Here is a 19997-nt window from a genome sequence, read left to right as displayed (position 1 = left end):
CCGGGCCCGGGGGCGGGAGTTGGGGAGGTTCGTCCCGGGGTTCAGGAGGTGGCTTCCAGGGGGTACGGCGGGTCGGGGAGCCGCTCGCCCCGGGACTTGGCGACCCGCAACACCTGGCGCAGGGCGTCCCGCATCGGCTCGACCAGGAAGAGGAGTTCGTCCATGTCGGGCTCCTCGTCCGCCAGCACTTCGTTGACGTAGTCCAGGCACTCGTAGCCGTTGTCCAACTGCTCGGCCTCGACCCGGTCGGCCATCTTGGAGACGTAGCCGCCGCCCCGGCCGTAGAGGTAACAGGGCTTGCCGTCGCTGGCCGTCCAGGGCAGCAGGCGGGCGGGCAGGGCGCTGGTACTGGGCTGGGCGTACGTGGTCTCGGCCACGGTGGACTCCTTCGGGGACTCGGTTGTCGTAGCGGCCGACGAAGAGGGGGCCGGCTTGCTTGAGGACTTTGCGTCACGATTCATATCGCCACGGTGACCGGTCGCGGCTACGATCGGGAGGTGCTCAGCCACTCCAAGTACCCCTGTCAAGAAGGACGTTGCTGATGAAGTACGGCGACGAGACGAACAACCCCCAGTCCCCCGGCGAGTTCTACGGCGAGGAGTTGCGGCGCAGAAGGGAGGCGGCCGGACTCACCCAGGAGGAACTGGGCGAGCGCGTCATCTGCTCGGGCTCCCTGATCGCCCACTTCGAGGCGGGGCGCCGCAAGCCGCAGCCGGACATAGCGCAACGGATGGACGAGGTGCTGGAGACGGGTGGGCTGTTCGCCCGGATGCGCCGCACCCTCCACAAGGCCCGGTTCGCCGACCACTTCGCGCCCGTGGCGGAGCTGGAGACCCAGGCGACGGCCATCTGCGAGTACGCGGTCTCACTGGTGCCCGGCCTGCTCCAGACCGAGGCCTACGCCCGCGAGATCTTCCAAACAGCCGAGGCCAACCCCCGGCCGGAGGAGATTGACAGGGGCGTCGTCAACCGGCTGGAACGCGCTCGCCTCCTGGACGATCCCTCTACCCCCGTCTACTGGGTGATTCTCAACGAGAACGTGATCCGTGCGGTGGTGGGCGGCCCGGCGGTGATGGCCGAACAGCTTCGTCACATCAGCCAGTTGGGCCGTCAAGGACGGGTGCTGGTGCAGGTGATGCCGCACTCGGTGGGGGCCCACGCCACCATGCACAGCATGATGCGGCTGTTCTCGTTTTCCGATGCTCCAGAAGCGGTCTACGTTGAGGGTCTGCACACCGGCTCTTTGATCGACGACCCGGCCATGGTTCGACGTCTTCAAGACGCATACGATCTTTCCCGGGCCGCCGCCCTGGCGCCCAGGGCCTCACTGGACCTTCTGGACTCCGTAGCGGAGGAATACGCACATGACCAGCTCGACTCTCCCTGACGCCTCCACCCTCACTGGCTGGCGCAAGAGCAGCTACAGCGGCGGGGACCATGGTGACTGCCTGGAGGTGGCCCACCACCCCACCACCGTGCCGGTACGCGACAGCAAGAACCCCACCGGCCCCGCACTCCTCATCACCCCCACCGCCTGGACCACCTTCACCACCCACCTCAAGCACACCCACTGAGGTCCCGAGGGGTGAACTCCTCACCGCAGCACCAGAGTTCACCCCTCGTACACCACCGGTCGTCAACACGCACCAGGCAACAGAGGAACCCCCAGCGGAGGAACACGCTATGACCAGCTCGACTCTCCCTGACGCCTCCACCCTCGCGGGCTGGCGCAAGAGCAGCTACAGCGGCGGAGATCACGGCAGCTGCCTGGAGGTGGCCCACCACCCCACCACCGTGCCGGTACGCGACAGCAAGAACCCCACCGGCCCCGCACTCCTCATCACCCCCACCGCCTGGACCACCTTCACCACCCACCTCAAGCACACCCACTGACGGAGAGGCCCAACAGGCCTCGTACACAGGTGAGTTGGCGGGGGGTCAGCGCAGCGAGCGGCCCGCCTCACGGGCCGCGTCGAGGAAGGCGCCCACGGCGGGCGGGACGCTGTCGCGGTGGTAGGCCACCCCGATGCCGAGGTAGGGGCGGGGTTCGCGAATGGGGCGGTAGACCACACCGGCTCGTACCAGCCGCTGGGTCTCCGAGGCGATGAACCCGAGCCCCACCCCGGAGGCCACCAGCGCGATGATCGACTGCGCCGGGTGCGCCTCCATGGCGATCTTCAGACTGAAACCGGCGTCCCGGCAGAGCAGGATCACGGTGTCGTACAGCTGCGGGGCGATCTGCCGGGGGAAGATCACCACCTGCTCCCCCTCCAGGTCGGCTAGGGCGACCTCCTGGTGAGCGGTCAGCGGGTGTCCCTCGGGCAGGGCCAGTTGGAACGGCGAGCGGCCGATCTCCTCCGACGCCAACGTCGGGTCGTCCAGGGGTGGATGGACCACGCCGACGTCGATGTCGCCCACCCGTAGGGCCCGTTCCTGTTCGGCGGTCGTCATCTCCCGCACCACCACTCCCACGTTCGGCAACCGGGCCCGGAACAGGGCCGTCACCTCCGGGAAGATCACGTACAGCGCGGGGGAGGTCACGCCCACCGTGAGCTGGCCGATCTCTCCCCGGTCGGTACGCAGTGCCAGGGAGGCGGCCAGGTCCATCTGTCGTAGCGTCTTCCGCGCCTCGACCAGGAACACCTCGCCGGAGCGGGTGAGGGAGACGGTCCGCTTGTTGCGGTGGGCCAGCCGTACGTCCAGTTCCTTCTCCAGCCGGCGTATCTGCTGGCTCATGGCCGGCTGGCTGATGTGGCAGCGCTCGGCCGCGCGGTGGAAGTGCAGTTCCTCCGCGAGTGCCACAAAACATTCCAGTGCGAATCGGTCCATGCGGACAGCATGGAGTGATAACCCGCGAGCATCAATCGATACGCACAAAGAGTTGGAGGTAATTGACGGGGCGCTCCTACTGTGTCGCTAACTCAGCGAAGAGGAGCGCGGAATGCACCTGCCGACGCCCGAGGGTCCACCCCTCCGCATCACCGCCGTGGAGACCACGGTGGTCAACGCGGAGATGCGGAACTGGATCCTGGTGAAGGTCCGCACCGACCAGGACGGCCTGCACGGATGGGGTGAGGCCAGCCTCAACTGGAAGACCCGGGCGGTGACCGGAACCATCGAGGACCTGTCCTCGATGATCATCGGACGCGACCCCCGCGACATCGAACAGAACGTCCGCGTCCTCACCAAGCACAGCTACTACCGCCTCGGCATCATCGGCGCCACCGCGATCAGCGGCATCGAGCACGCACTGTGGGACATCCTCGGCAAGTCCCTCGGCCAGCCGGTGTGGCGGCTGCTCGGTGGCAAGGTCCGCGACACCGCCCGCGTCTACACCCACCTCGGCCTGGGCGACATGCGCTCCGTCTACGACACCACCGACCCCGGCCCCCTGCGGGAGAAGGCCGCCGAGGTCGTCGACCAGGGATACGACGCCCTCAAGGTCGTCCTCGTCCCCTACGGCCACCACCTCACCGTCGCCGCCGAACGCCGCCGCCTCGACAAGCTGATGGCCGCCCTCCGGGACACCGTCGGGCCGGACGTCGACATCATGGTCGACTTCCACGGCCGGCCGGCCTCCACCGCCGCCGCCCTCCAGTACATCGACGTGCTCGCCCCGTACGAGCCACTGTTCTGTGAGGAACCCGTACAGCCCGGCGACACCGAGGCCCTCCGCCAGGTCACCCAGCGCTCCCGCTCTCCCATCGCCGCCGGCGAACGGCTCGTAGGCCTGCGGGAGTTCCTTCCGGTACTCGCCGGCAAGGCCCTGCACATCGCCCAGCCCGACCTCAACCACACCGGCGGGCTGCTGGAGGGCAAACGGATCGCCGCCGTCGCCGACACCGAACAGGTCGGCGTCGCCCCCCACAACCCCAACGGGCCCATAGCCGGCGCGGCGGCCCTGCACTACGCGGTCAGCACCCCCAACTTCGTCATCCAGGAGGAGATGAGCGGTGCCGTGAGCTGGTACGACGACGTGGTCTCCACCCCCATGCGCCGCGTGGGCAACCACTGGACCCTCCCCACCGCCCCCGGCCTCGGCGTCGAGGTCGACGAACGGGAAGCGGCCCAACACCCCTACCAACCCGAAGTGGCCCACAGCGGATCGGCCGTCCTGGCCGACGGAACGGTGGTGGACTGGTGAACACCCCCCTGCGCGCCTTCGCGCACCCCGCCGGCGTCCACAACGCCACCCCGCCCCGCGTCGTCTTCGGCCCCGGCAGCGTCGCCGGACTCCCCGAGGAGATCGACCGCCTGGGCCCCTGCGGAGCCCGCCGGGCCCTGGTCATCACCACCCCCGGACGGGCACAGCTCGGCGACCGGCTGGCCTCCGCCATCGGCGCCCGCTGCGCCGGGCTGCTGCCCGAGGCCGTCAGCCAGGTCCCGATCGAACTGGCCCGACGCGGCCGGGAGAAAGCCACCAGCGTCGGCGCCGACTGCCTGGTCGCCGTCGGAGGAGGCGCCGCCACCGGACTCGCCAAGGGCATCGCCCTGGAGTCCGGGATGCCCATCATCGCCGTCCCCACCACCTACTGCGGCTCGGAGATGACCGGGTTCTGCGGCATCACCTCCCAGGCCGTCAAGCGGATGCACCAGAGCCTGGCCATGCGCCCCAGCACGGTGATCTACGACGCCGAACTGTCCGTCTCCCTGCCGCCCCAGGTCAGCGCCGCCAGCGCCCTGAACGCCCTCGCCCACTGCGTCGACGCCGTGGCCCTCCCCAGCCTCAGCCCCCTGCTGGCCCCGGCCGCCGTCGAGGGCGCCCGCATCGTGACCCGTACCCTGCCCGGGCTGCTCGCCCAGCCCGACAACCTCACCCTGCGCAACGAGATGCTCTACGGCGCCTACCTGTCCGGCGCCGCCCTCACCGGAGGGTTCGGGCTCCAGCACGCCGTGGCCCACACCCTCGGCGGCAGCTTCGGCGTCGACCACGGAGTGGCCCACGCCGTGGTGCTCCCCTACGTCACCGCCCACCTGGTACACCGCGCCCCCGGCCCGCTGGGCCGCGTCGCCGCCGCCCTCGGGGTGGACACCGACCAGCTCCCCGGCCACTTGTGGGACCTGGTCACCGGCGCCGAACTGCCGGTGCGCCTGGACGACCTGGGCCTCGGCCCCGACGCCCTGGAGCGCGCCGTACGGATCACGCTGACCGCCGAGGAACGCCCCGAGGGGACCCCGCAGGCCCACCCCGACACCCACGATCCCCAGCGGCTGGGAGACCCGGCCGAGGTCACCGAGTCGGCGGTCCGCGCGGTCCTCACCGCGACCGCCGCCGGCACCCGCCCCGGGAGCCACTGATGCGCGTCCACCTGGTCGGCGAGGCCGCCACCCACGAGGAGGACCTGCGTCCCCACCTGGAGGGGTCGCCGGAGATCGTGGCGTTGCCCCGGGAGGCCGCACACTCCTCCCGGTACGACGAGGCCATCGGCCCCGAGGACGTGGTGGTGACCCTGCGGTTCACCCGCCCCGACCGACGGGCCCCCGCGTTCCGCCTGCTCCAGGTGCCGGGCGCCGGTCTGGACGGCGTCGACCTGGACGCCCTCCACCCCCGGACCACCGTCGCCAACGTCTACGAGCACGAGACACCGATCGCCGAGTACGTGCTGGCCCGGCTGCTGGAGTGGGAGATCCGCGCCGAGGAACTGCGCGCCTCCTTCACCCCCGGGGCCTGGCCCGAGCTGTACCGCCACCGCAGGCCCCACGGCGAGGTGTACGGCAAGTCCATGGGGCTCGTCGGATACGGCCGCATCGGCCGGGCCATCGCCACCCGGGCGGCGGCCTTCGGTATCCGGGTCACCGCCGTGGACGATGCGTACCCGGGGCCCACCGGGGACGACCCGGCCTCCCGGGTACTGCCCACCGACCGGCTGCCCGAGGTCCTCGCCGAGTCCGACTACCTCGTACTGGCCTGCCCCCTGACCCCTGCCACCACAGGACTCATCGACGCCACCGCACTCGCCCGACTACCCCGGCACGCGGTGCTCGTGAACACCTCCAGAGCCCCCATCGTCGACGAGGACGCGCTCTACAGAGCGTTGCGGGACGGCTGGATCGGCGGCGCGGTACTGGACGTCTGGTACCGCTACCCCAGCTCGTCCGAGGACGAGACCCCACCCGCCGACCGGCCCTTCTGGGAGCTGCCCCACGCCTGGTGCACGCCCCACTCCAGCGCCTGGACGGGCGCGCTGTCACGCCGCCGCTACGCGGTGATCGCCGAGAACATCAATCGGTTCGCGTCGGGACGGCCCCCGCGCAACATCGTGCGCGCGGGAACGCAGGAGCAAACTCTTCAGTGATTGGCCCAGCTCAAGGAGGAGCCCGCCATGAACACCAGCCCCGACCGCGACCAGGTATGGGAGGAATCCCGTAAGCGCCTGATTCCCGGCACGGTCACCGGAAGCCTCATCGAGTGGTACGACATCGCCATCTACGGTCAGGCGGCGGCCCTCGTCTTCGGCCCCCTGTTCTTCCCCGAGTTCTCCGACACCGCTGGCCGGGTCGCCTCCTTCGCCACCTTCGGTGTCGGCTACTTCGCCCGCCCGCTGGGCGCCGCCATCTTCGGTCACGTCGGCGACAAGTACGGCCGCCGCGCCTCCCTGGTCGGCACCCTGGTCCTGATGGGCGTGGCCACCGTGATCATCGGGCTGCTGCCCACCTACGGAGCGATCGGCATCATGGCGCCGATCCTGCTGATGATCTGCCGACTCCTCCAGGGCCTCGGCGTGGGAGCCGAGTACGTGGGCGCCGTCACCATGGTCGCCGAGTTCGCCCCCGCGAAGCGACGCGGCTACTACGCGGCCCTCCCCGCCTGCGGGGTGTTCATGGGCATCGGACTCGCGGCGGCGGTGAGCGCCGCAGTGGCCGCACTGCCCGAACACCACCTGATGAGCTGGGGCTGGCGCGTCCCCTTCCTGCTGAGCTTCGTCGTGGTGGGCCTCGGCCTCCTCATCCGGCTACGGGTCCCCGAGTCCCCCGTCTTCGACGAGATGAAGGACGCGCGGGCCCGCACCAAGGTCCCGGCGCTCACCATGATCAAGGCCATGCCCCAGCGGCTGCTGCTGGTGATGGTCGCCAACTCCGTCCTGGCCTTCAACATCTACGTGGTGCAGACGTTCTCCCTCGGCTACGTCGCCGACAAGGGCGTCTCCAAGAGCACCACCCTGCTCGCCCTGCTGGTCGGCTGCGCGGCCGGCGCCATCGCCATCCCCATCGTGGCCACCATCTCCGACCGCAGCGGGCGCAGACCCGTCTACCTGGGGGTCGCCGCGTTCTGCGCCGTGGTGCCACTGCCGTTCTTCTGGCTGCTGGACACCCGCAACACCGCACTGATCGTGCTCGCCTTCATCCTCGCCTTCGGCGGCTGTCTGGCCATGTTCGGCTCCCAGGCCGCGTACTACGCCGAACTGTTCCCCGCCGCCTACCGGTTCAGCGGCTTCGCTCTCGGCCGGGAGATCCCCGGAGCCGTACTGTCCGGCCCGGCACCCGTGATCGCGGTCGGCCTGGTCAGCCTCGGCGGCGACTCGCCCGAACTGCTCGCCGGGGCGATGATGCTGGTGGCCGTGGCCAGCTTCTTCGCCGTCCTCGCACTGCCGGAGACCCAGGGCATCGACCTCGACCCGATCACCCCGGCGGACGACGAGTCCCCCGACGACCAGCCGGAACCCCCGGCCGCCGCCCAGGGACGGGAGACCCTCGCGTGACCCCGCCGGCCCCGGCCGTCCGGCCGGGGCGGCACCCCGCCCACGAAGACGCCGAGGGAGGCGGACGATGAACACCCTCACCGACGAGGAACTGCGGGCCATGTTCCAGCGATGTTCCAACTGGGGCCGCTGGGGCGACGACGACCAGGCCGGCACCCTCAACCTCATCACCCCCGAGAAGCGGCGCGAGGCCGCCGGCCTCGTACGGTCCGGCCGCTCCGGCTCCTTCACCCGCCCGCTGTCCAAGGTCCGAGACGAGGTCAACGTCCGGCCCCTCTACCACCACATGACCACCTCGGCCCACAACCGGTACATCGGCGCCCACGACTGGGTCGGCATCAGCTGCCACGGACTCGCCAACACCCACCTCGACGCCCTCAGCCACAGCGAGTTCGAGGGCAAGGTCTACAACGGCCGCGACTGGAAGGACACCTGGACCTTCGAGGGCATGGCCTGGTGCGACATCACCGCCCAGGTCCAGGGCATCGTCACCCGGGGCGTACTGCTGGACGTCGCCACCGCCCACGGCGGCCAGTGGATCGACACCGAGGACTACGTCACCGTCGCCGACCTGGAACGGGCCGAGGAAAGCGCCGGAGTACGGGTCACCTCCGGGGACGCCCTGTTCGTCCACTCCGGGCTGCGCGCCCAGGAGGCACACCAGGGCGCCTACCAGTCGGTGACCGACAGGGCCGGACTGCACGCCGAGTGCGTGGAGTGGATGCACCAGCGCGGGGTCGCCGTCTACGGGGGCGACTGCGTCGAACGGATGCCGTACCCCTCGGTGGCCGTACCGATGCCGCTGCACATGATCGGCTGCGTCGCCATGGGCCTGTGCCTCCTGGACTACCCCGAGGTCACCACCCTGCTGGAGATGTGCGCCGCCGAGGAACGGTACGAGTTCCTGTTCACCTGCGCGCCCCTCGCCATCCCCGGGGGCACCGGCTCCGCCGCCAACCCGGTCGCCACCTTCTGACCCGTACGGCCGGCCGGCGCGTACGGCGGCCCGTCCCGGACGGGACGGGCCGCGAACCCGGGCGCCCGCGCGGTCAGTTGCCGCGCGGCTCGGGACGCCGGCGCTGCCACCAGTGACGCCGGCGCGGATGCACCGCCCGCCCCAGCCGCCGGCCGATCAGCAGATAGCCGATCAGGGCACCGGTGGTGTTCAGGATGACGTCGTCCACGTCGAAGGCCCGGCCGGTGACCAGGCTTCCCTGGATCAGCTCGACCAGGAACATCACCACCGCCGAGGCCAGCACCACCCGCACCAGCCCCCGGGTCACCGGGATCAGCACCGGGAGCAGGATGCCGAACGGCACTCCCAACACCACGTTGCCGCCCAGCTGCTTCACCGTGTCCCGGAACGCCGGCTGGTTGACGTAGTCACCGATGGAGTCCCCGGGGCGCAGGTTGTTGTGGGTCAGCGCCTCGGACGCCGCCGAGGGCTCCAGGGTGAGCCGGGCCAACAGCACCGCGAACCCCACCGTCGCGGCCAGGGCGACCAGCATCGCCACCACACGCGCCAGCGGCGGCAGCGGCGGCTCTCCCGGCTCCGGCGCCCGTGACCCCTTGGCCTTGCGCGGAACCGACTTCTCCATGGTGACCTCCCGGAGGCAACTGGGCTGCTCCAGAAGGCGGTTACCCGGGGCGACCGTCACCATGCGACCCGATCCCGGCCGGCATCGCGCAACGCCCACGCTCAGTCCGTCACCGACACCAGGTACACCGTCGTCCACGAGGGGTCGGTGACGTCCAGGCCGACCCGGTACGTGGGCGGGACCGGCGTACCCGAGACCCCGGACGACGCCCCGCTGCGGTACTTCCTGCCGGGCCGTGCCCGCCACCCGACCCTCTCCGCCTCGGTGACGTGGAAGCCGGGGCGGAGTTCCTCCTCGGGTATTCGGTTCTTCCTGAGGAATCCGGGAACGTCCTTCCTCGGCAGGCGGAACGTCAGGAACATTCCATGGCTGGACCAGCCATCGTCCTCCAGGTACGAGACGCGGGTCGCGTGGCGGGGAAGGCGAAGGTCGTGGGTTCTCACCAGTTCGCGGGGCGGCTCACCCCGCCGCATCTCCCTGGGTTCAGCGCGGGAGTTCTCCTCGGCTCCCCCACAGGAGACCACCACCGACAGGGTCGCCACGGCGACCAACGAAAAGGCCACTCGGCGGAGGAAGAACCGCCCGTCCCCTGTCACCTCACTCACTCCGCTCCGTAGTCATCAGTAGTTATCCACAGCCATCCGTCGTCGCCGGGACGATCCAGCGATCGCCCGGTGTTCGCCCCGGTGAGGTGCCTCGACCGTTCACGGAAGACGACGGGCCCTCGGACTGCGGGCCCTCGGGAGACCACGTCCAGACGCTGGCGCGGCCTGGACCACGTACGGTCCGCTCGACGTCGACAGCGAGCCGGGACGGCCCCGGTCGCGGAGGACCAGCCGTGTCGGGAAGCCGCCCACCAGGTCGCTCGTACACCCGCCAAAGGTCGCGGCCCCCAGGGTCGGCGAGCCTCCCGACCGTGTGGTGGCCGTTGACCTGGTTCATCGAAACCGCACGTCGGAGACGGTCACGCCCACCCCTCCGACCTCCGGCGCATCCGTCCACCGTCCTGGCCTCCTGAGGCCGCGCGCCGGTCGCGGACCGGGGGCCTGTCCCCCCCCGGCGGCCCGTCCAGGCCCGCGCTCGTCCCCCTGAAACCATGGACGTCATCGTCCTCTCAGCTCTCCTCCCCGTCTTCTTCCCGCGTTCCGCCGTTTACCGGCGTTCAGGGAACTCCCTTATGCGGATTTCCCCCTCCCGCGATAGCGGGTTCGCTCATTACGCCGTGGGGCCGACTCAGGTCATCGGGCCGGTTCAGGCCGCGCTTTCGCGCCCCTTCTCATCGACGGAATGCGGCGTGCCTCGGGGAATCTCCTTTCACGATCTCGATGCTCAGCCGTTCACCCTCGGTCCGGGCGAATTCAGGGATCCCGGGGTCGAAGTCCGGGAACGAATTTCCGGGGACGAACCGTCCTCACCGGAAGTACGCCCCCGGTCAGTGGGAACAGACCACCGTGACCAGCGTGAAGGAGGCGTAGAAGGGCCCTTCCGCGAGGGAGGCGAACCAGCGGTGGCCGGTCTCCTCGTCGAGGTACCCGTCCTGGATCGCCCGCCGGGTGTTGCGCCCCAGGCCCAGGGTGTGGTCCGCCTCTTCGAAGTCGACGAAGACCGGTGTCGCCGCGTCCACGGTCTCGACGGCGAAGCCGGCCCGCTGGGCCAGGCGGGCCAAGCGCCGTCCGATGGTGGCGTTCCGCACCACCCGCGAGGTGGTGTAGCGGGTGAAGGCCCGGCTGGTGTCCAGGTCCTCCGCGTCCACGACCAGGGTGTCCCAGTCGGGTTCGGCCAGCGCCAGCCGTGCTCCGGGGCGCGTGACCCGGTGCAGCATCGCCAGTACCTCGCCGGGGTCGGCGACGTGCATCAGCATCCGGTCCACCTTGGCCCGGTCCACGGTGCCCGGCTCGACCGGAAGAGCGTGGGCGTCCCCCTCGCGCAGTTCCACCACCGGGAGGTCGTCGGTACGGCGACGCGCCTCGGCGAGCATCGCCGGGTCACGGTCGACGCCGATCACCCTGCCGTGCGGCCCCACACCGTCGGCCAGCGACGGCAGGTCAGCACCCGGACCACAGCCCACGTCCAGCGCGGTCTGCCCGGGTCGGACGTCCAGCAGCTCCATCAGTCTCCGCTTGTAGGCGCGGCCGGCCGGACTGGCGGCGGTACGCATCATGTAGCTGGCCTGATCCGGTCGGGGCACTCCGAGAGTCGTCGTCATGGAGGGAAGCCAACCACCACGAAGACCCTCCGCACAGGACGCCTTTCCTCACGGTGTCCGGGCCGGGGCTCCGCTTGGGGCTGGCCCGCCCGAGACGGGAGTCCGGGTGCCGGGGTTCGGGGACGGGGACGGGGGCGGGCTCGGTCCGGCGGTTCGGTGCTTCCGTGACCCGGTGCCGATGTGGTTCGGCCACTTCGGGGGCGGGCGCGTCCGGTCCCGCGAGCCCCCTCGGCACGTCCACCCGCACCGGCCCGTACCGCCCCACCAATGGTCGGGCCACTGCAGGTCACCCCGTACGCCCACGCCGCCTTCCCTGCGCCAGCCAGGGGTGCGAGGCTGGTCACATGAGCGAGTTGATCGAACGGCTCCGTGCGGGGCTTCCCTCGGACGCGGTGGTGACCGACCCCGACGTACTGCGGTCCTACTCCCACGACATGGCCAGCTTCTGCGAGGCCGGTACGGCGGCGGTACTCGTGCTGCCCCGACGCACCGAGGAGGTCCAGCACGTGATGCGGGTCTGCACCGAGTTGCGGACCCCCGTCGTGCCCCAGGGCGCCCGCACCGGACTGTCCGGGGCGGCCAACGCCAGCGACGGCTGCGTACTGCTGTCCCTGGTGCGGATGAACCGCATCCTGGAGATCAACCCCGTCGACCGGTACGCCGTGGTCGAACCCGGCGTGGTCAACGCCACCCTCTCCCGGGCCGTCAACGAACACGGCCTGGCCTACCCCCCGGACCCCTCCAGCTGGGAGGAGTGCACCATCGGGGGCAACATCGGCACCGCCTCCGGCGGCCTGTGCTGTGTGAAGTACGGCGTCACCGCCGAGTACGTCCTGGGCCTGGAGGTGGTCCTCGCCGACGGCCGGCTGCTCACCACCGGTCGCCGCACCGCCAAGGGCGTCGCCGGGTACGACCTGACACGGCTGTTCGTCGGCTCCGAGGGCAGCCTCGGAGTGGTGGTCAGCGCCGTACTGGCCCTGAAGCCCCAGCCCCTGGGGCAGTTGGCCCTGGCCGCGGAGTTCCCCTCGGCGACCGCCGCCTCGGACGCCATCTGCCGGATCATGGAGCAGGGCCACACCCCCGCGCTGCTGGAGCTGATGGACCGCACCACCCTCCGGGCGGTCAACGCCATGACCAGGATGGGGCTCCCGGAGACCACCGAGGCCCTGCTGCTGGCGGCCTTCGACACCCCCCGGCCGGCCGACGACCTGGCCGCCGTGGGCGAACTGTGCGAGGCGGCCGGAGCCACCGAAGTGGTGCCCGCCTCCGACGCCGCCGAGTCGGAGATGCTGTTGCAGGCCCGACGGTCGGCACTGGTCGCCCTGGAACAGGTCAAGGGCACCACCATGATCGACGACGTGTGTGTACCCCGTTCCCAACTCGGGGCGATGCTCGACGGGGTGGCCGCGATCGCCGAACGCCACGAACTGACCATCGGCGTCTGCGCTCACGCCGGAGACGGCAACACGCACCCCACGGTCTGCTTCGACGCCAACGACGAGGAGGAGTCCAAGCGGGCCCGCATCTCCTTCGACGAGATCATGGCCCTGGGCCTGGAACTGGGCGGCACCATCACCGGCGAACACGGCGTGGGCGTACTCAAGAAGGAGTGGCTGGCCCGTGAACTCGGCCCGGAGAACCTGGAGTTGCAGCGCTCCATCAAGAAGGTCTTCGACCCGCTGAACCTCCTCAACCCCAACAAGCTGTTCTGATCCCGGCTTGGGCGGTTGGGGGAGGGCGGGGGCCGCCCCGTCGGCTTCGGTAGTTGAGTGGGCGGCCCTTGAGGGGTGCTGGTGAGCGGCACCGGTTGTCGGGGGCTGCCGCTGTTGGTGTGAGGGGCTTCTGTTGTTTGTGAGGGGCTTCTGTTGTTGGGGAGCGGCTTCGGCGGTTGATGAAGGGCGGCCCTGGTCCACGTGGGGGCCACCGCCTGTGCGGCTCCCGGCGGGATGGTGGACGGGGGGCGAGGCTGCGCGGGGTCGAGACGTACGTGCCCCCTCTGGGCCCCTCCGGTCCGGCGGCGGTCGGCCCCTTCACCTCAGACCGTGGTGACGGCCCGTACCCAGGTCTGGTCCTCCGTGAGGTAGGCGTCCACCCGCAGGCCGGCCTCCGCCAGCGCGTCCTCGAACTGCCGCCTGGACAGGGGCCGGGAACGGAACGTCTGCGTCCAGGTGGCGTCGGGGAACTCGTACTCCGCGTGCACCGCTCGTACCCCCTCCTCGACCGGCTCGGAGGACAGAATGCGTACGGTGAAGCCGCCGGGATCGACCCGTTCACGCGGCAGCCCGGTGTGCCAGCCCTCGCCCTCCCGCTGGATCAACACACAGCCGCCCTCGGCCAGATGCTCCACACAGGCGCGCAGCAACCCGCGCCGTACCTCGACGTCCCCGGCGTGCACCAGGAACGACGCCAGCATCACCACGTCGAAGGTCTCCCCCAGTACGAGGTCCTCGATGGGGGCGCACACCGTACGCGCGCCACGGACGCGGTCCAGCATCTCCCGCGACTCGTCCACGGCGGTCACGGTGAGCCCCCGCTCCACGAGGGGGTGGGTCATCCGGCCCACCTCGCAACCGAGTTCGAGGAGGTGCGCGTCCGCCCGAACGGCCTCGGCGATGATGTCCGGCTCGTCGCCCACCGGAAGCCGGGAGTACAGCTCGACGGCACACCCGTCGGGGGTGATCGCTCCAGGACCCGTCCCCCGGTATCCCGTTCGCTTCCTTGACTCCATGCCCCTCCAACGGCTCGCTGGGTCGGACCGTGCCCGGGGGGCGAGGAGGGTGGGGGCGGGCGTGATCCACAGGGGCCTTGGAGGGACGGGGGTCTGGGTTGGTGAGTGCGAGGGGGTTACTTGGTGGGGAGCCTCCGCCGGCTGAGTGGGCGGGGCGTGGAGGAGTGGATGGGTTCGAGAGGAGGGGGAGGGCTGGTGGGGGTCTTGGGGGGGGTGGGGAGCTGGGCTGGGCTGTCGCGGGGAGGGACTTGGTAGGGGCTGCGGTGGGGGCCTGTGGATAAGTGGCTGTGGATAACTTCGGGGGTTTCTGGTGGGTGGGTGATGATGGGTGGTGCCGCGGTGATCTCCGTTCGTGCACCGTGCGGGCTCGTTGTGACCGGCTACTTCTGTCCCTCCTCGCGTAGAGGGGGAGAAGTGGCGTCGTGGACAACGGGTGGAGCGGAGGTCGTCCACGCCTGAGGACCGGTTTGTGCGCACCCTCGGGCGTCTCGGAGGAGGTGGTGGAGGGTGGGCTTGGGGGGAAAGGGGGGCCGGGGAAAATCCCCCACAACCAAACTCAACCCAGCCCCAAGCAAGTCACCCCAGCCCACCCCCGACGGCCCCGACGGCCCCACGCCCCTCCCTCCCCCACCCACCGCCCCGGACACCTCAGGCGAACGGGCAGGCCCCCAGGCCGGGTTGGCGTACTCCGGCAGGCGCCGCAGGGACCGTGAACGTCCCGGGGGCGCACCGTAAAGCGGTGGCCTGGCCGGACACGGCCTGGCACAGTCGGCGCCGTGGAGAACAGGACACCGCGCACGGTCGCGGAGCTGCGCCGGTACGAGGAGCAGGGCCGGCTACCGAAGTTGCTGTGCTTCTGGGGGCACCGTCCGCCGAGGGGCGGCGGGTTGGGGCCGGGGTGCCTCAGCCAGTGGTGGCCGGCGACGTTCCGGTGGGAGGGGGCGACGTACCCCAGCGCGGAGCACGCCATGATGGCCGGCAAGGCGCGGCTGTTCGGTGACACGCAGACCGAGCGTCAGGTTCTGGAGGCCCCAAGCCCCGCCCGGGCCAAGGCCCTTGGGCGCCAGGTGCGCGGTTTCGACGAGGCGGTCTGGGCGGAGCGGCGGTACGCGCTGGTGCTGGCCGTGAGCCTCGCCAAGTTCGGTCAGGACGCCGAGCTGGGCGCCTATCTGCGGGGTACCGGGAACCGTGTGCTGGTGGAGGCCAGCCCGTTGGACCGGATCTGGGGCATCGGTCTGGCGGCTGACGATCCCAGGTCACGGCGTCCGAGCGCCTGGCGCGGCCTCAACCTGCTGGGGTTCGCGTTGACGGAGGCCCGTGACGAGCTGGCGGGGTAACCAGCCGGGGAACGGGACGAGTCGGGTCAGGTCAGGTCAGGTCGAGTCAGGTCGGGTCGGGTCGGGTCGGCCAGCGGATCGACGGTGCTCAGTCGGACTGTGTCGCACGGCGGATCAGGAACGTCGCCAACCCCGCCACCAGGCTGCCACCGAGCACCCAGAGGATGGTGTTACGGACGGTGTTGTCCTTCTTCTCTTCCGCGCATTCCTTGAACGTGTCGTCGGAGGAGTCGTCGTATATGTCGTCGTACTCGCTGTACGGGTCGTCGGAGGGGGTGGGGGACGCGGTCTTCTTCCGGTCGCGGCACTCGGAGCCGCCACCGGACGAGGTGCTGGAAGAGGTACCGCCGCTGGTGTAGTGGCGGTGTCGGCTACCGCCCCTCCCCCGGCCGCCGCTGCTGCTGCGGGCCTCGGCGTCCGGTGCGGACCAGTGGTCCCGTTCGTCCTGGGTGGACGCCGGAGTGGAGGCGGTGCGTGTGGAGGTGTGGGCCGCCGCGTGGACGGGCTGGGCGACGGCGGCACCGGCGGGGGCGACCGCCAGTGCCAGGCACAGGAGGACGAGAACACGAACGCGCATGGGGACCTTCCGTAGGGGGTGACTCTCGACGCGAGAGAGTACGTCCACGGTGTCTGCGGTTTCCTCGCCGTGGTGAGGATTCGGTGAACGGCCGCCGTGCGTAAGGGAGTTGGACGGTCCACGAACCACTGGGCGGGCGGCAGCGGGCGTCGGTCTGACGGCCCGTCCACCGGCCGCCCCACCGGGTCAGCAGCTGGGAACCCGGCCGCCGTCGCGGAGGGCGGCGAGCGCCTTGAGGGTGCCCTTCAGGGTGCTCACCGGGATCAGCCGTAGGCCCGAGGGCAGGCCGGTGCGGGCGTCCTGGCACTCCTCCTCGGGGACCAGGAACACGGTGGCGCCGTCGCGGCGTGCCGCCCGGGTCTTGAGGGGTACCCCGCCGACCGGGCCGACCTTCCCGCCGGCCTCGATGGTGCCGGTACCGGCGATGACGCGTCCTCCGGTGAGGTCACCGCCCTTTCCGTCGCCCTCCACCTTGTCGATGATGCCCAGGGTGAACAGCAGGCCGGCGCTGGGCCCGCCCACGTCGGCGAGCCGCAGGGTGACGTCCAGGTCGTCGGCGGAGCGCCCGAGGTGGTGCAGGGCCGCATCGGTGGCGGCGTTCTGCGACTTGCGCATCTCGCCCTCGTTGTGTCGGCGGATCTCGCGGGGCGAGTCGCCCACCGGGTACACCGCGTCCCGGGGCATGACCGCCCGGTCCTCGGCCACGTAGTCCCGCGCCACGTCCCACAGGCGCACCGTGGCGTCCGGTGGGGTGGCGGCGATGGTGGTCATCAGCAGCTGGCCCTTGGGGGTGCCCTCGCGGATGTCGTCACCGGAGACGGTGATGACCTGCTTGCCCCGGTTCTTGCCCAACACGTCGGCCGTGAGCCCGGGTTGGGCGATGGAGTACGGCAGGGGGGCCAGCGCCGTGACCGCGAACAGCAGCAGCACCGCGAGCCCGCACAGGGCCAGGGTGCGGCGGCGGTGTCGGTACGCCGGAGGCAGGGTGGAGGGCTGGGAGGGCATGGGCGAAATCTAGCCGACGACGGGGCGTTGATCGCAGCGGGCTCAGCTGAGCGCTTCGGCGACCTCGCGGGCGGCTTTCACCACGCGCCGCCCGACCTCCTCGGAGACGTTGTCGGTCAGCATCACGACTCCGACGCTGCCTTCTATGCCGCCCACTCCGCGCAGTGGTGCCGCTGCACCGGAGGCGCCGGCCTCCAGTTCCCCGTGGGTGAGGACGAACTCGGGGTCGAGGTCGGGCCCTTCCTCCCGGGCGGCGAGGATGGCCCGGCCGGCCGCTCCCCGGTCCAGGGGGTGGCGGAAACCGGTGCGGTAGGCCACGTGGTAGTCGGTCCAGCTGGGTTCCACGACCAGGACGGCCAGTGCCTCGTTGCCGTCCACCAGGGTGAGGTGGGCGGTGGCCCCCACGTCCTCGGCCAGCCCCCGCAGGGCCGGGAGGGCGGCTTCGCGCACCAGGGGGTGGACCTGTCGGCCCAGCCGGAGTACGCCGAGGCCGACCCGGGCGCGTCCGCCCAGGTCGCGGCGTACCAGGGCGTGCTGTTCCAGGGTGGCCAGCAGCCGGTAGACCACGGTGCGGTTGACCTCGAGCTTCTGGGACAGCTCCGTCACGGTGAGGCCGTGGTCGGTGTCGGCGAGGAGTTTGAGGACTCTCAGTCCCCGGTCGAGCGTCTGTGAGGTCTCCGCGGTCACGGCGCCCCCTTCTCGGGCAGGTGAGGAGGCAGCCGCCTGGCCGGCCGGCCCGTCGGTCCCGTCGACGGTGCCGGCGTCCTGGCGGACGCCGTACGGATGCGTGGGCGTCACCGCACCGAGGCCGGTACGCACCGGGCGTCAGGATGCCGCGCAACTTAGCCATCGATACCGCTCACCGGAAGGGGCTGTCCAGAATCCGGTCAAGGCTGGCCCATATATCCCGTTACGCACCCCGAATCCGCGTCACCAGCTGATCACGGAAAGCGACCGAGGTGCCGGGTCAGCTCATGCGGGTCGCCCACTGGCGCACCTTGGCGATGCGGTTCTCCAGTTGGTTGGCGGTGGCCTCCGCGCTGGGCGGGCCGCCGCAGGTGCGCCGTAGCTCGGTGTGGATCACCCCGTGGGGCTTGCCGCTCTGGTGGGAGTAGGCGCCGACCAGGGCGTTGAGCTGGCGGCGTAGTTCCATCAGTTCCTTGTGGGTGACCACCGGGCGCTGGTCGGCGGGCATCTCCAGCAGGTCGGCCTCGGAGTCGGGCTTCTTGCGGCTGTGGGCGATCTGCCGTGCCTGGCGGCGCTGGAGCAGTATCTGCACCTGGTCGGGTTCGAGCAGGCCGGGGATGCCGAGGTAGTCCTGTTCCTCCTCGCTGCCCGGGTGGGCCTGCATCCCGAACTCGGCGCCGTCGTACATCACCCGGTCGAACACGGCGTCCGACTCCAGTGCCTCGAAGGGCAGTTGGTCCGGGTCGCCGGTGTCCTCGTCCTTGGCCTGTTCGGCCTCCCGCAGCAGGTCGGCCTCCTCGGCGTAGGGGTCGTCCTCGGACTCCTTCTTCGGCCGGTCCAGTACGTGGTCCCGTTCCACTTCCATCTCGTGGGCGAAGCCCAGCAGGGTGGCGATGGTGGGCAGGAACACCGAGGCGGTCTCCCCGCGTCGCCGGGAGCGGACGAAGCGGCCGACCGCCTGGGCGAAGAACAGCGGGGTGGAGATGGTGGTGGCGTACACCCCGACCGCGAGTCGGGGTACGTCGACGCCCTCGGACACCATCCGTACCGCCACCATCCACCGGTCCTCGGAGTGGGTGAAGTCCTCGATCCGGTTCGAGGCGCCGGTGTCGTCGGAGAGCACCACGGTGGCGGGGCTGCCGGTGATCTCCCGAAGGAGTTTGGCGTAGGCGCGGGCGGAGTCCTGGTCGCTGGCGATCACCAGTCCCCCGGCGTCCGGGATGGCCTTGCGCACCTCGCTCAGCCGGTGGTCGGCGGCGCGCAGCACGGACGGCATCCAGTCGCCCCGGGGGTCCAGGGCGGTGCGCCAGGCCTGGGAGATGGCGTCCTTGGTCATGGGTTCGCCGAGCCGGGCCTCCAGTTCGTCACCGCTCTTGCTGCGCCAGCGCATGTTGCCGCTGTAGGAGAGGAAGATGACCGGGCGGACCACTCCGTCGCCGAGGGCGTTGCCGTAGCCGTAGGTGTAGTCGGCGGCGGATCGGCGGATTCCGTCCGTGCCCTCCTCGTAGCGGACGAAGGGGATGGGGTTGGTGTCGGAGCGGAACGGGGTACCGGTCAACGCCAGTCTGCGGGTGGCCGGTTCGAAGGCTTCCAGGCAGGCCTCGCCCCAGGAGCGGCTGTCTCCGGCGTGGTGGATCTCGTCCAGGATGACCAGGGTCTTGCGCTGTTCGGAGCGGTTGCGGTGCAGCATCGGGCGTACGCCGACGCCGGCGTAGGTGATGGCGATGCCGTGGTACTCGCGGCCGAGGGGGCCGGCGCTGTACTCCGGGTCGAGTTTGATCCCTATCCGGGCGGCGGCCTCGGCCCACTGCTTCTTCAGGTGTTCGGTGGGGGCGACCACGGTCACCTGCTGGACCACGTGGTGGTGCAGCAGCCAGGAGGCGAGGGTGAGGGCGAAGGTCGTCTTGCCCGCGCCGGGGGTGGCCACGGCCAGGAAGTCGCGGGGGTGGCTGGCCAGGTAGGCGTCCATGGCCCCCTGCTGCCAGGCGCGCAGCTTGCTGGCGGTGCCCCAGGGGGCCCGTCCGGGGAAGGCGGGCGACAGGTGGGAGGAGGTGCTGGTAGTCACGGTCTCCACGGGGGTCGGGGTACGGCGACGGCCGATGACGGCGACCGCGCCAGCCTACCCGCGCCCGTCTCCGGTTGGTCGCCCGTCCCACCCC

Annotated in this window: 20 protein-coding genes; 10 read left to right on the top strand and 10 right to left on the bottom strand. The window is 70.8% G+C overall.

Translation table 11 applies throughout. From position 1 onward, the window contains the following. Positions 1 to 41: 41 nt before the first annotated feature. Positions 42 to 377 carry a hypothetical protein gene (locus ABZT14_RS03155; protein ID WP_356296087.1) on the bottom strand — a complete coding sequence of 112 codons (336 nt, stop codon included), beginning with the start codon at positions 375 to 377 and terminating at the stop codon, positions 42 to 44. A gap of 164 nt (positions 378 to 541) precedes the next feature. Here ABZT14_RS03155 and ABZT14_RS03150 point away from each other — a divergent pair, with 164 nt between their 5' ends. The 3 genes from ABZT14_RS03150 (at position 542) to ABZT14_RS03140 (ending at position 1893) form a co-directional block, all read left to right on the top strand. After that, on the top strand, positions 542 to 1387 hold the full coding sequence (locus tag ABZT14_RS03150) for a helix-turn-helix transcriptional regulator (RefSeq protein ID WP_356296084.1): 846 nt from the start codon (positions 542 to 544) through the stop codon (positions 1385 to 1387). Further along, complete coding sequence (locus tag ABZT14_RS03145) at positions 1365 to 1574, top strand: DUF397 domain-containing protein (RefSeq protein ID WP_356296081.1); 210 nt, start codon at positions 1365 to 1367, stop codon at positions 1572 to 1574. The genes ABZT14_RS03150 and ABZT14_RS03145 overlap by 23 nt, the downstream gene beginning before the upstream one ends. Positions 1575 to 1683: 109 nt before the next feature. Beyond that, positions 1684 to 1893, top strand: coding sequence for a DUF397 domain-containing protein (locus tag ABZT14_RS03140; protein ID WP_356296078.1), 210 nt, complete (start codon positions 1684 to 1686; stop codon positions 1891 to 1893). Positions 1894 to 1938: 45 nt separating this feature from the next. Here the strand turns inward: ABZT14_RS03140 and ABZT14_RS03135 are convergent, their stop codons facing one another. Further along, positions 1939 to 2829 carry a LysR family transcriptional regulator gene (locus ABZT14_RS03135; RefSeq protein ID WP_356296076.1) on the bottom strand — a complete coding sequence of 297 codons (891 nt, stop codon included), beginning with the start codon at positions 2827 to 2829 and terminating at the stop codon, positions 1939 to 1941. A gap of 112 nt (positions 2830 to 2941) precedes the next feature. On the opposite strand from ABZT14_RS03135, the gene ABZT14_RS03130 reads away from it, so the two are divergent. The 5 genes from ABZT14_RS03130 to ABZT14_RS03110 all read left to right on the top strand — a co-directional run bounded on the left by ABZT14_RS03130 (position 2942) and on the right by ABZT14_RS03110 (position 8676). Further along, positions 2942 to 4144 carry an enolase C-terminal domain-like protein gene (locus ABZT14_RS03130; RefSeq protein WP_356296073.1) on the top strand — a complete coding sequence of 401 codons (1203 nt, stop codon included), beginning with the start codon at positions 2942 to 2944 and terminating at the stop codon, positions 4142 to 4144. Beyond that, positions 4141 to 5298 (top strand): iron-containing alcohol dehydrogenase, encoded by a 1158-nt coding sequence (locus ABZT14_RS03125; RefSeq protein ID WP_356296070.1) that lies wholly within the window; start codon positions 4141 to 4143, stop codon positions 5296 to 5298. Before ABZT14_RS03130 ends, ABZT14_RS03125 begins: the two co-directional genes overlap by 4 nt. Further along, a complete protein-coding gene (locus tag ABZT14_RS03120; protein ID WP_356296068.1) occupies positions 5298 to 6296 on the top strand; it encodes a 2-hydroxyacid dehydrogenase in 999 nt (332 codons plus the stop codon). Before ABZT14_RS03125 ends, ABZT14_RS03120 begins: the two co-directional genes overlap by 1 nt. Before the next feature lie 27 nt (positions 6297 to 6323). Next, a complete protein-coding gene (locus ABZT14_RS03115; protein ID WP_356296066.1) occupies positions 6324 to 7700 on the top strand; it encodes an MFS transporter in 1377 nt (458 codons plus the stop codon). A 67-nt stretch (positions 7701 to 7767) separates the two neighbouring features. Continuing rightward, on the top strand, positions 7768 to 8676 hold the full coding sequence (locus ABZT14_RS03110) for a cyclase family protein (RefSeq protein ID WP_356296063.1): 909 nt from the start codon (positions 7768 to 7770) through the stop codon (positions 8674 to 8676). 73 nt (positions 8677 to 8749) lie between these two features. On the opposite strand, the gene ABZT14_RS03105 is transcribed toward ABZT14_RS03110, so the two are convergent. The 3 genes from ABZT14_RS03105 to ABZT14_RS03095 all read right to left on the bottom strand — a co-directional run bounded on the left by ABZT14_RS03105 (position 8750) and on the right by ABZT14_RS03095 (position 11504). Then, the gene (locus ABZT14_RS03105; RefSeq protein ID WP_356297028.1) at positions 8750 to 9298 is read right to left on the bottom strand and encodes a VanZ family protein; all 549 of its coding nucleotides are present in this window, start codon (positions 9296 to 9298) and stop codon (positions 8750 to 8752) included. A gap of 101 nt (positions 9299 to 9399) precedes the next feature. Beyond that, positions 9400 to 9903 carry a hypothetical protein gene (locus ABZT14_RS03100; RefSeq protein ID WP_356296060.1) on the bottom strand — a complete coding sequence of 168 codons (504 nt, stop codon included), beginning with the start codon at positions 9901 to 9903 and terminating at the stop codon, positions 9400 to 9402. An 827-nt stretch (positions 9904 to 10730) separates the two neighbouring features. Continuing rightward, positions 10731 to 11504 carry a methyltransferase domain-containing protein gene (locus ABZT14_RS03095; protein ID WP_356296057.1) on the bottom strand — a complete coding sequence of 258 codons (774 nt, stop codon included), beginning with the start codon at positions 11502 to 11504 and terminating at the stop codon, positions 10731 to 10733. A gap of 344 nt (positions 11505 to 11848) precedes the next feature. Between ABZT14_RS03095 and ABZT14_RS03090 the strand changes: the two genes are divergently transcribed. Further along, positions 11849 to 13216, top strand: coding sequence for an FAD-linked oxidase C-terminal domain-containing protein (locus tag ABZT14_RS03090; protein WP_356296055.1), 1368 nt, complete (start codon positions 11849 to 11851; stop codon positions 13214 to 13216). A 323-nt stretch (positions 13217 to 13539) separates the two neighbouring features. On the opposite strand, the gene ABZT14_RS03085 is transcribed toward ABZT14_RS03090, so the two are convergent. After that, positions 13540 to 14232, bottom strand: coding sequence for a class I SAM-dependent methyltransferase (locus ABZT14_RS03085; RefSeq protein WP_356296052.1), 693 nt, complete (start codon positions 14230 to 14232; stop codon positions 13540 to 13542). A gap of 809 nt (positions 14233 to 15041) precedes the next feature. On the opposite strand from ABZT14_RS03085, the gene ABZT14_RS03080 reads away from it, so the two are divergent. Then, positions 15042 to 15569 (top strand): NADAR family protein, encoded by a 528-nt coding sequence (locus ABZT14_RS03080; RefSeq protein ID WP_356297026.1) that lies wholly within the window; start codon positions 15042 to 15044, stop codon positions 15567 to 15569. An 88-nt stretch (positions 15570 to 15657) separates the two neighbouring features. Here ABZT14_RS03080 and ABZT14_RS03075 read toward each other — a convergent pair whose 3' ends face one another. The 4 genes from ABZT14_RS03075 to ABZT14_RS03060 all read right to left on the bottom strand — a co-directional run bounded on the left by ABZT14_RS03075 (position 15658) and on the right by ABZT14_RS03060 (position 19912). After that, positions 15658 to 16146 carry a hypothetical protein gene (locus tag ABZT14_RS03075; protein WP_356296049.1) on the bottom strand — a complete coding sequence of 163 codons (489 nt, stop codon included), beginning with the start codon at positions 16144 to 16146 and terminating at the stop codon, positions 15658 to 15660. Between the two features lie 186 nt (positions 16147 to 16332). Next, complete coding sequence (locus tag ABZT14_RS03070) at positions 16333 to 17151, bottom strand: S16 family serine protease (RefSeq protein ID WP_356296046.1); 819 nt, start codon at positions 17149 to 17151, stop codon at positions 16333 to 16335. A gap of 42 nt (positions 17152 to 17193) precedes the next feature. Continuing rightward, positions 17194 to 17838 carry a helix-turn-helix domain-containing protein gene (locus ABZT14_RS03065; RefSeq protein ID WP_356296043.1) on the bottom strand — a complete coding sequence of 215 codons (645 nt, stop codon included), beginning with the start codon at positions 17836 to 17838 and terminating at the stop codon, positions 17194 to 17196. Between the two features lie 280 nt (positions 17839 to 18118). Next, positions 18119 to 19912 (bottom strand): DEAD/DEAH box helicase, encoded by a 1794-nt coding sequence (locus tag ABZT14_RS03060; protein ID WP_356296040.1) that lies wholly within the window; start codon positions 19910 to 19912, stop codon positions 18119 to 18121. Positions 19913 to 19997 lie beyond the last annotated feature (85 nt).

This window comes from Streptomyces sp. NPDC005438, from assembly GCF_040606315.1.
Taxonomy (GTDB): domain Bacteria; phylum Actinomycetota; class Actinomycetes; order Streptomycetales; family Streptomycetaceae; genus Streptomyces.
The sequence above is the reverse complement of the archived record's forward strand: the minus strand, read 5'-3'. Positions and strand labels throughout refer to the sequence as shown.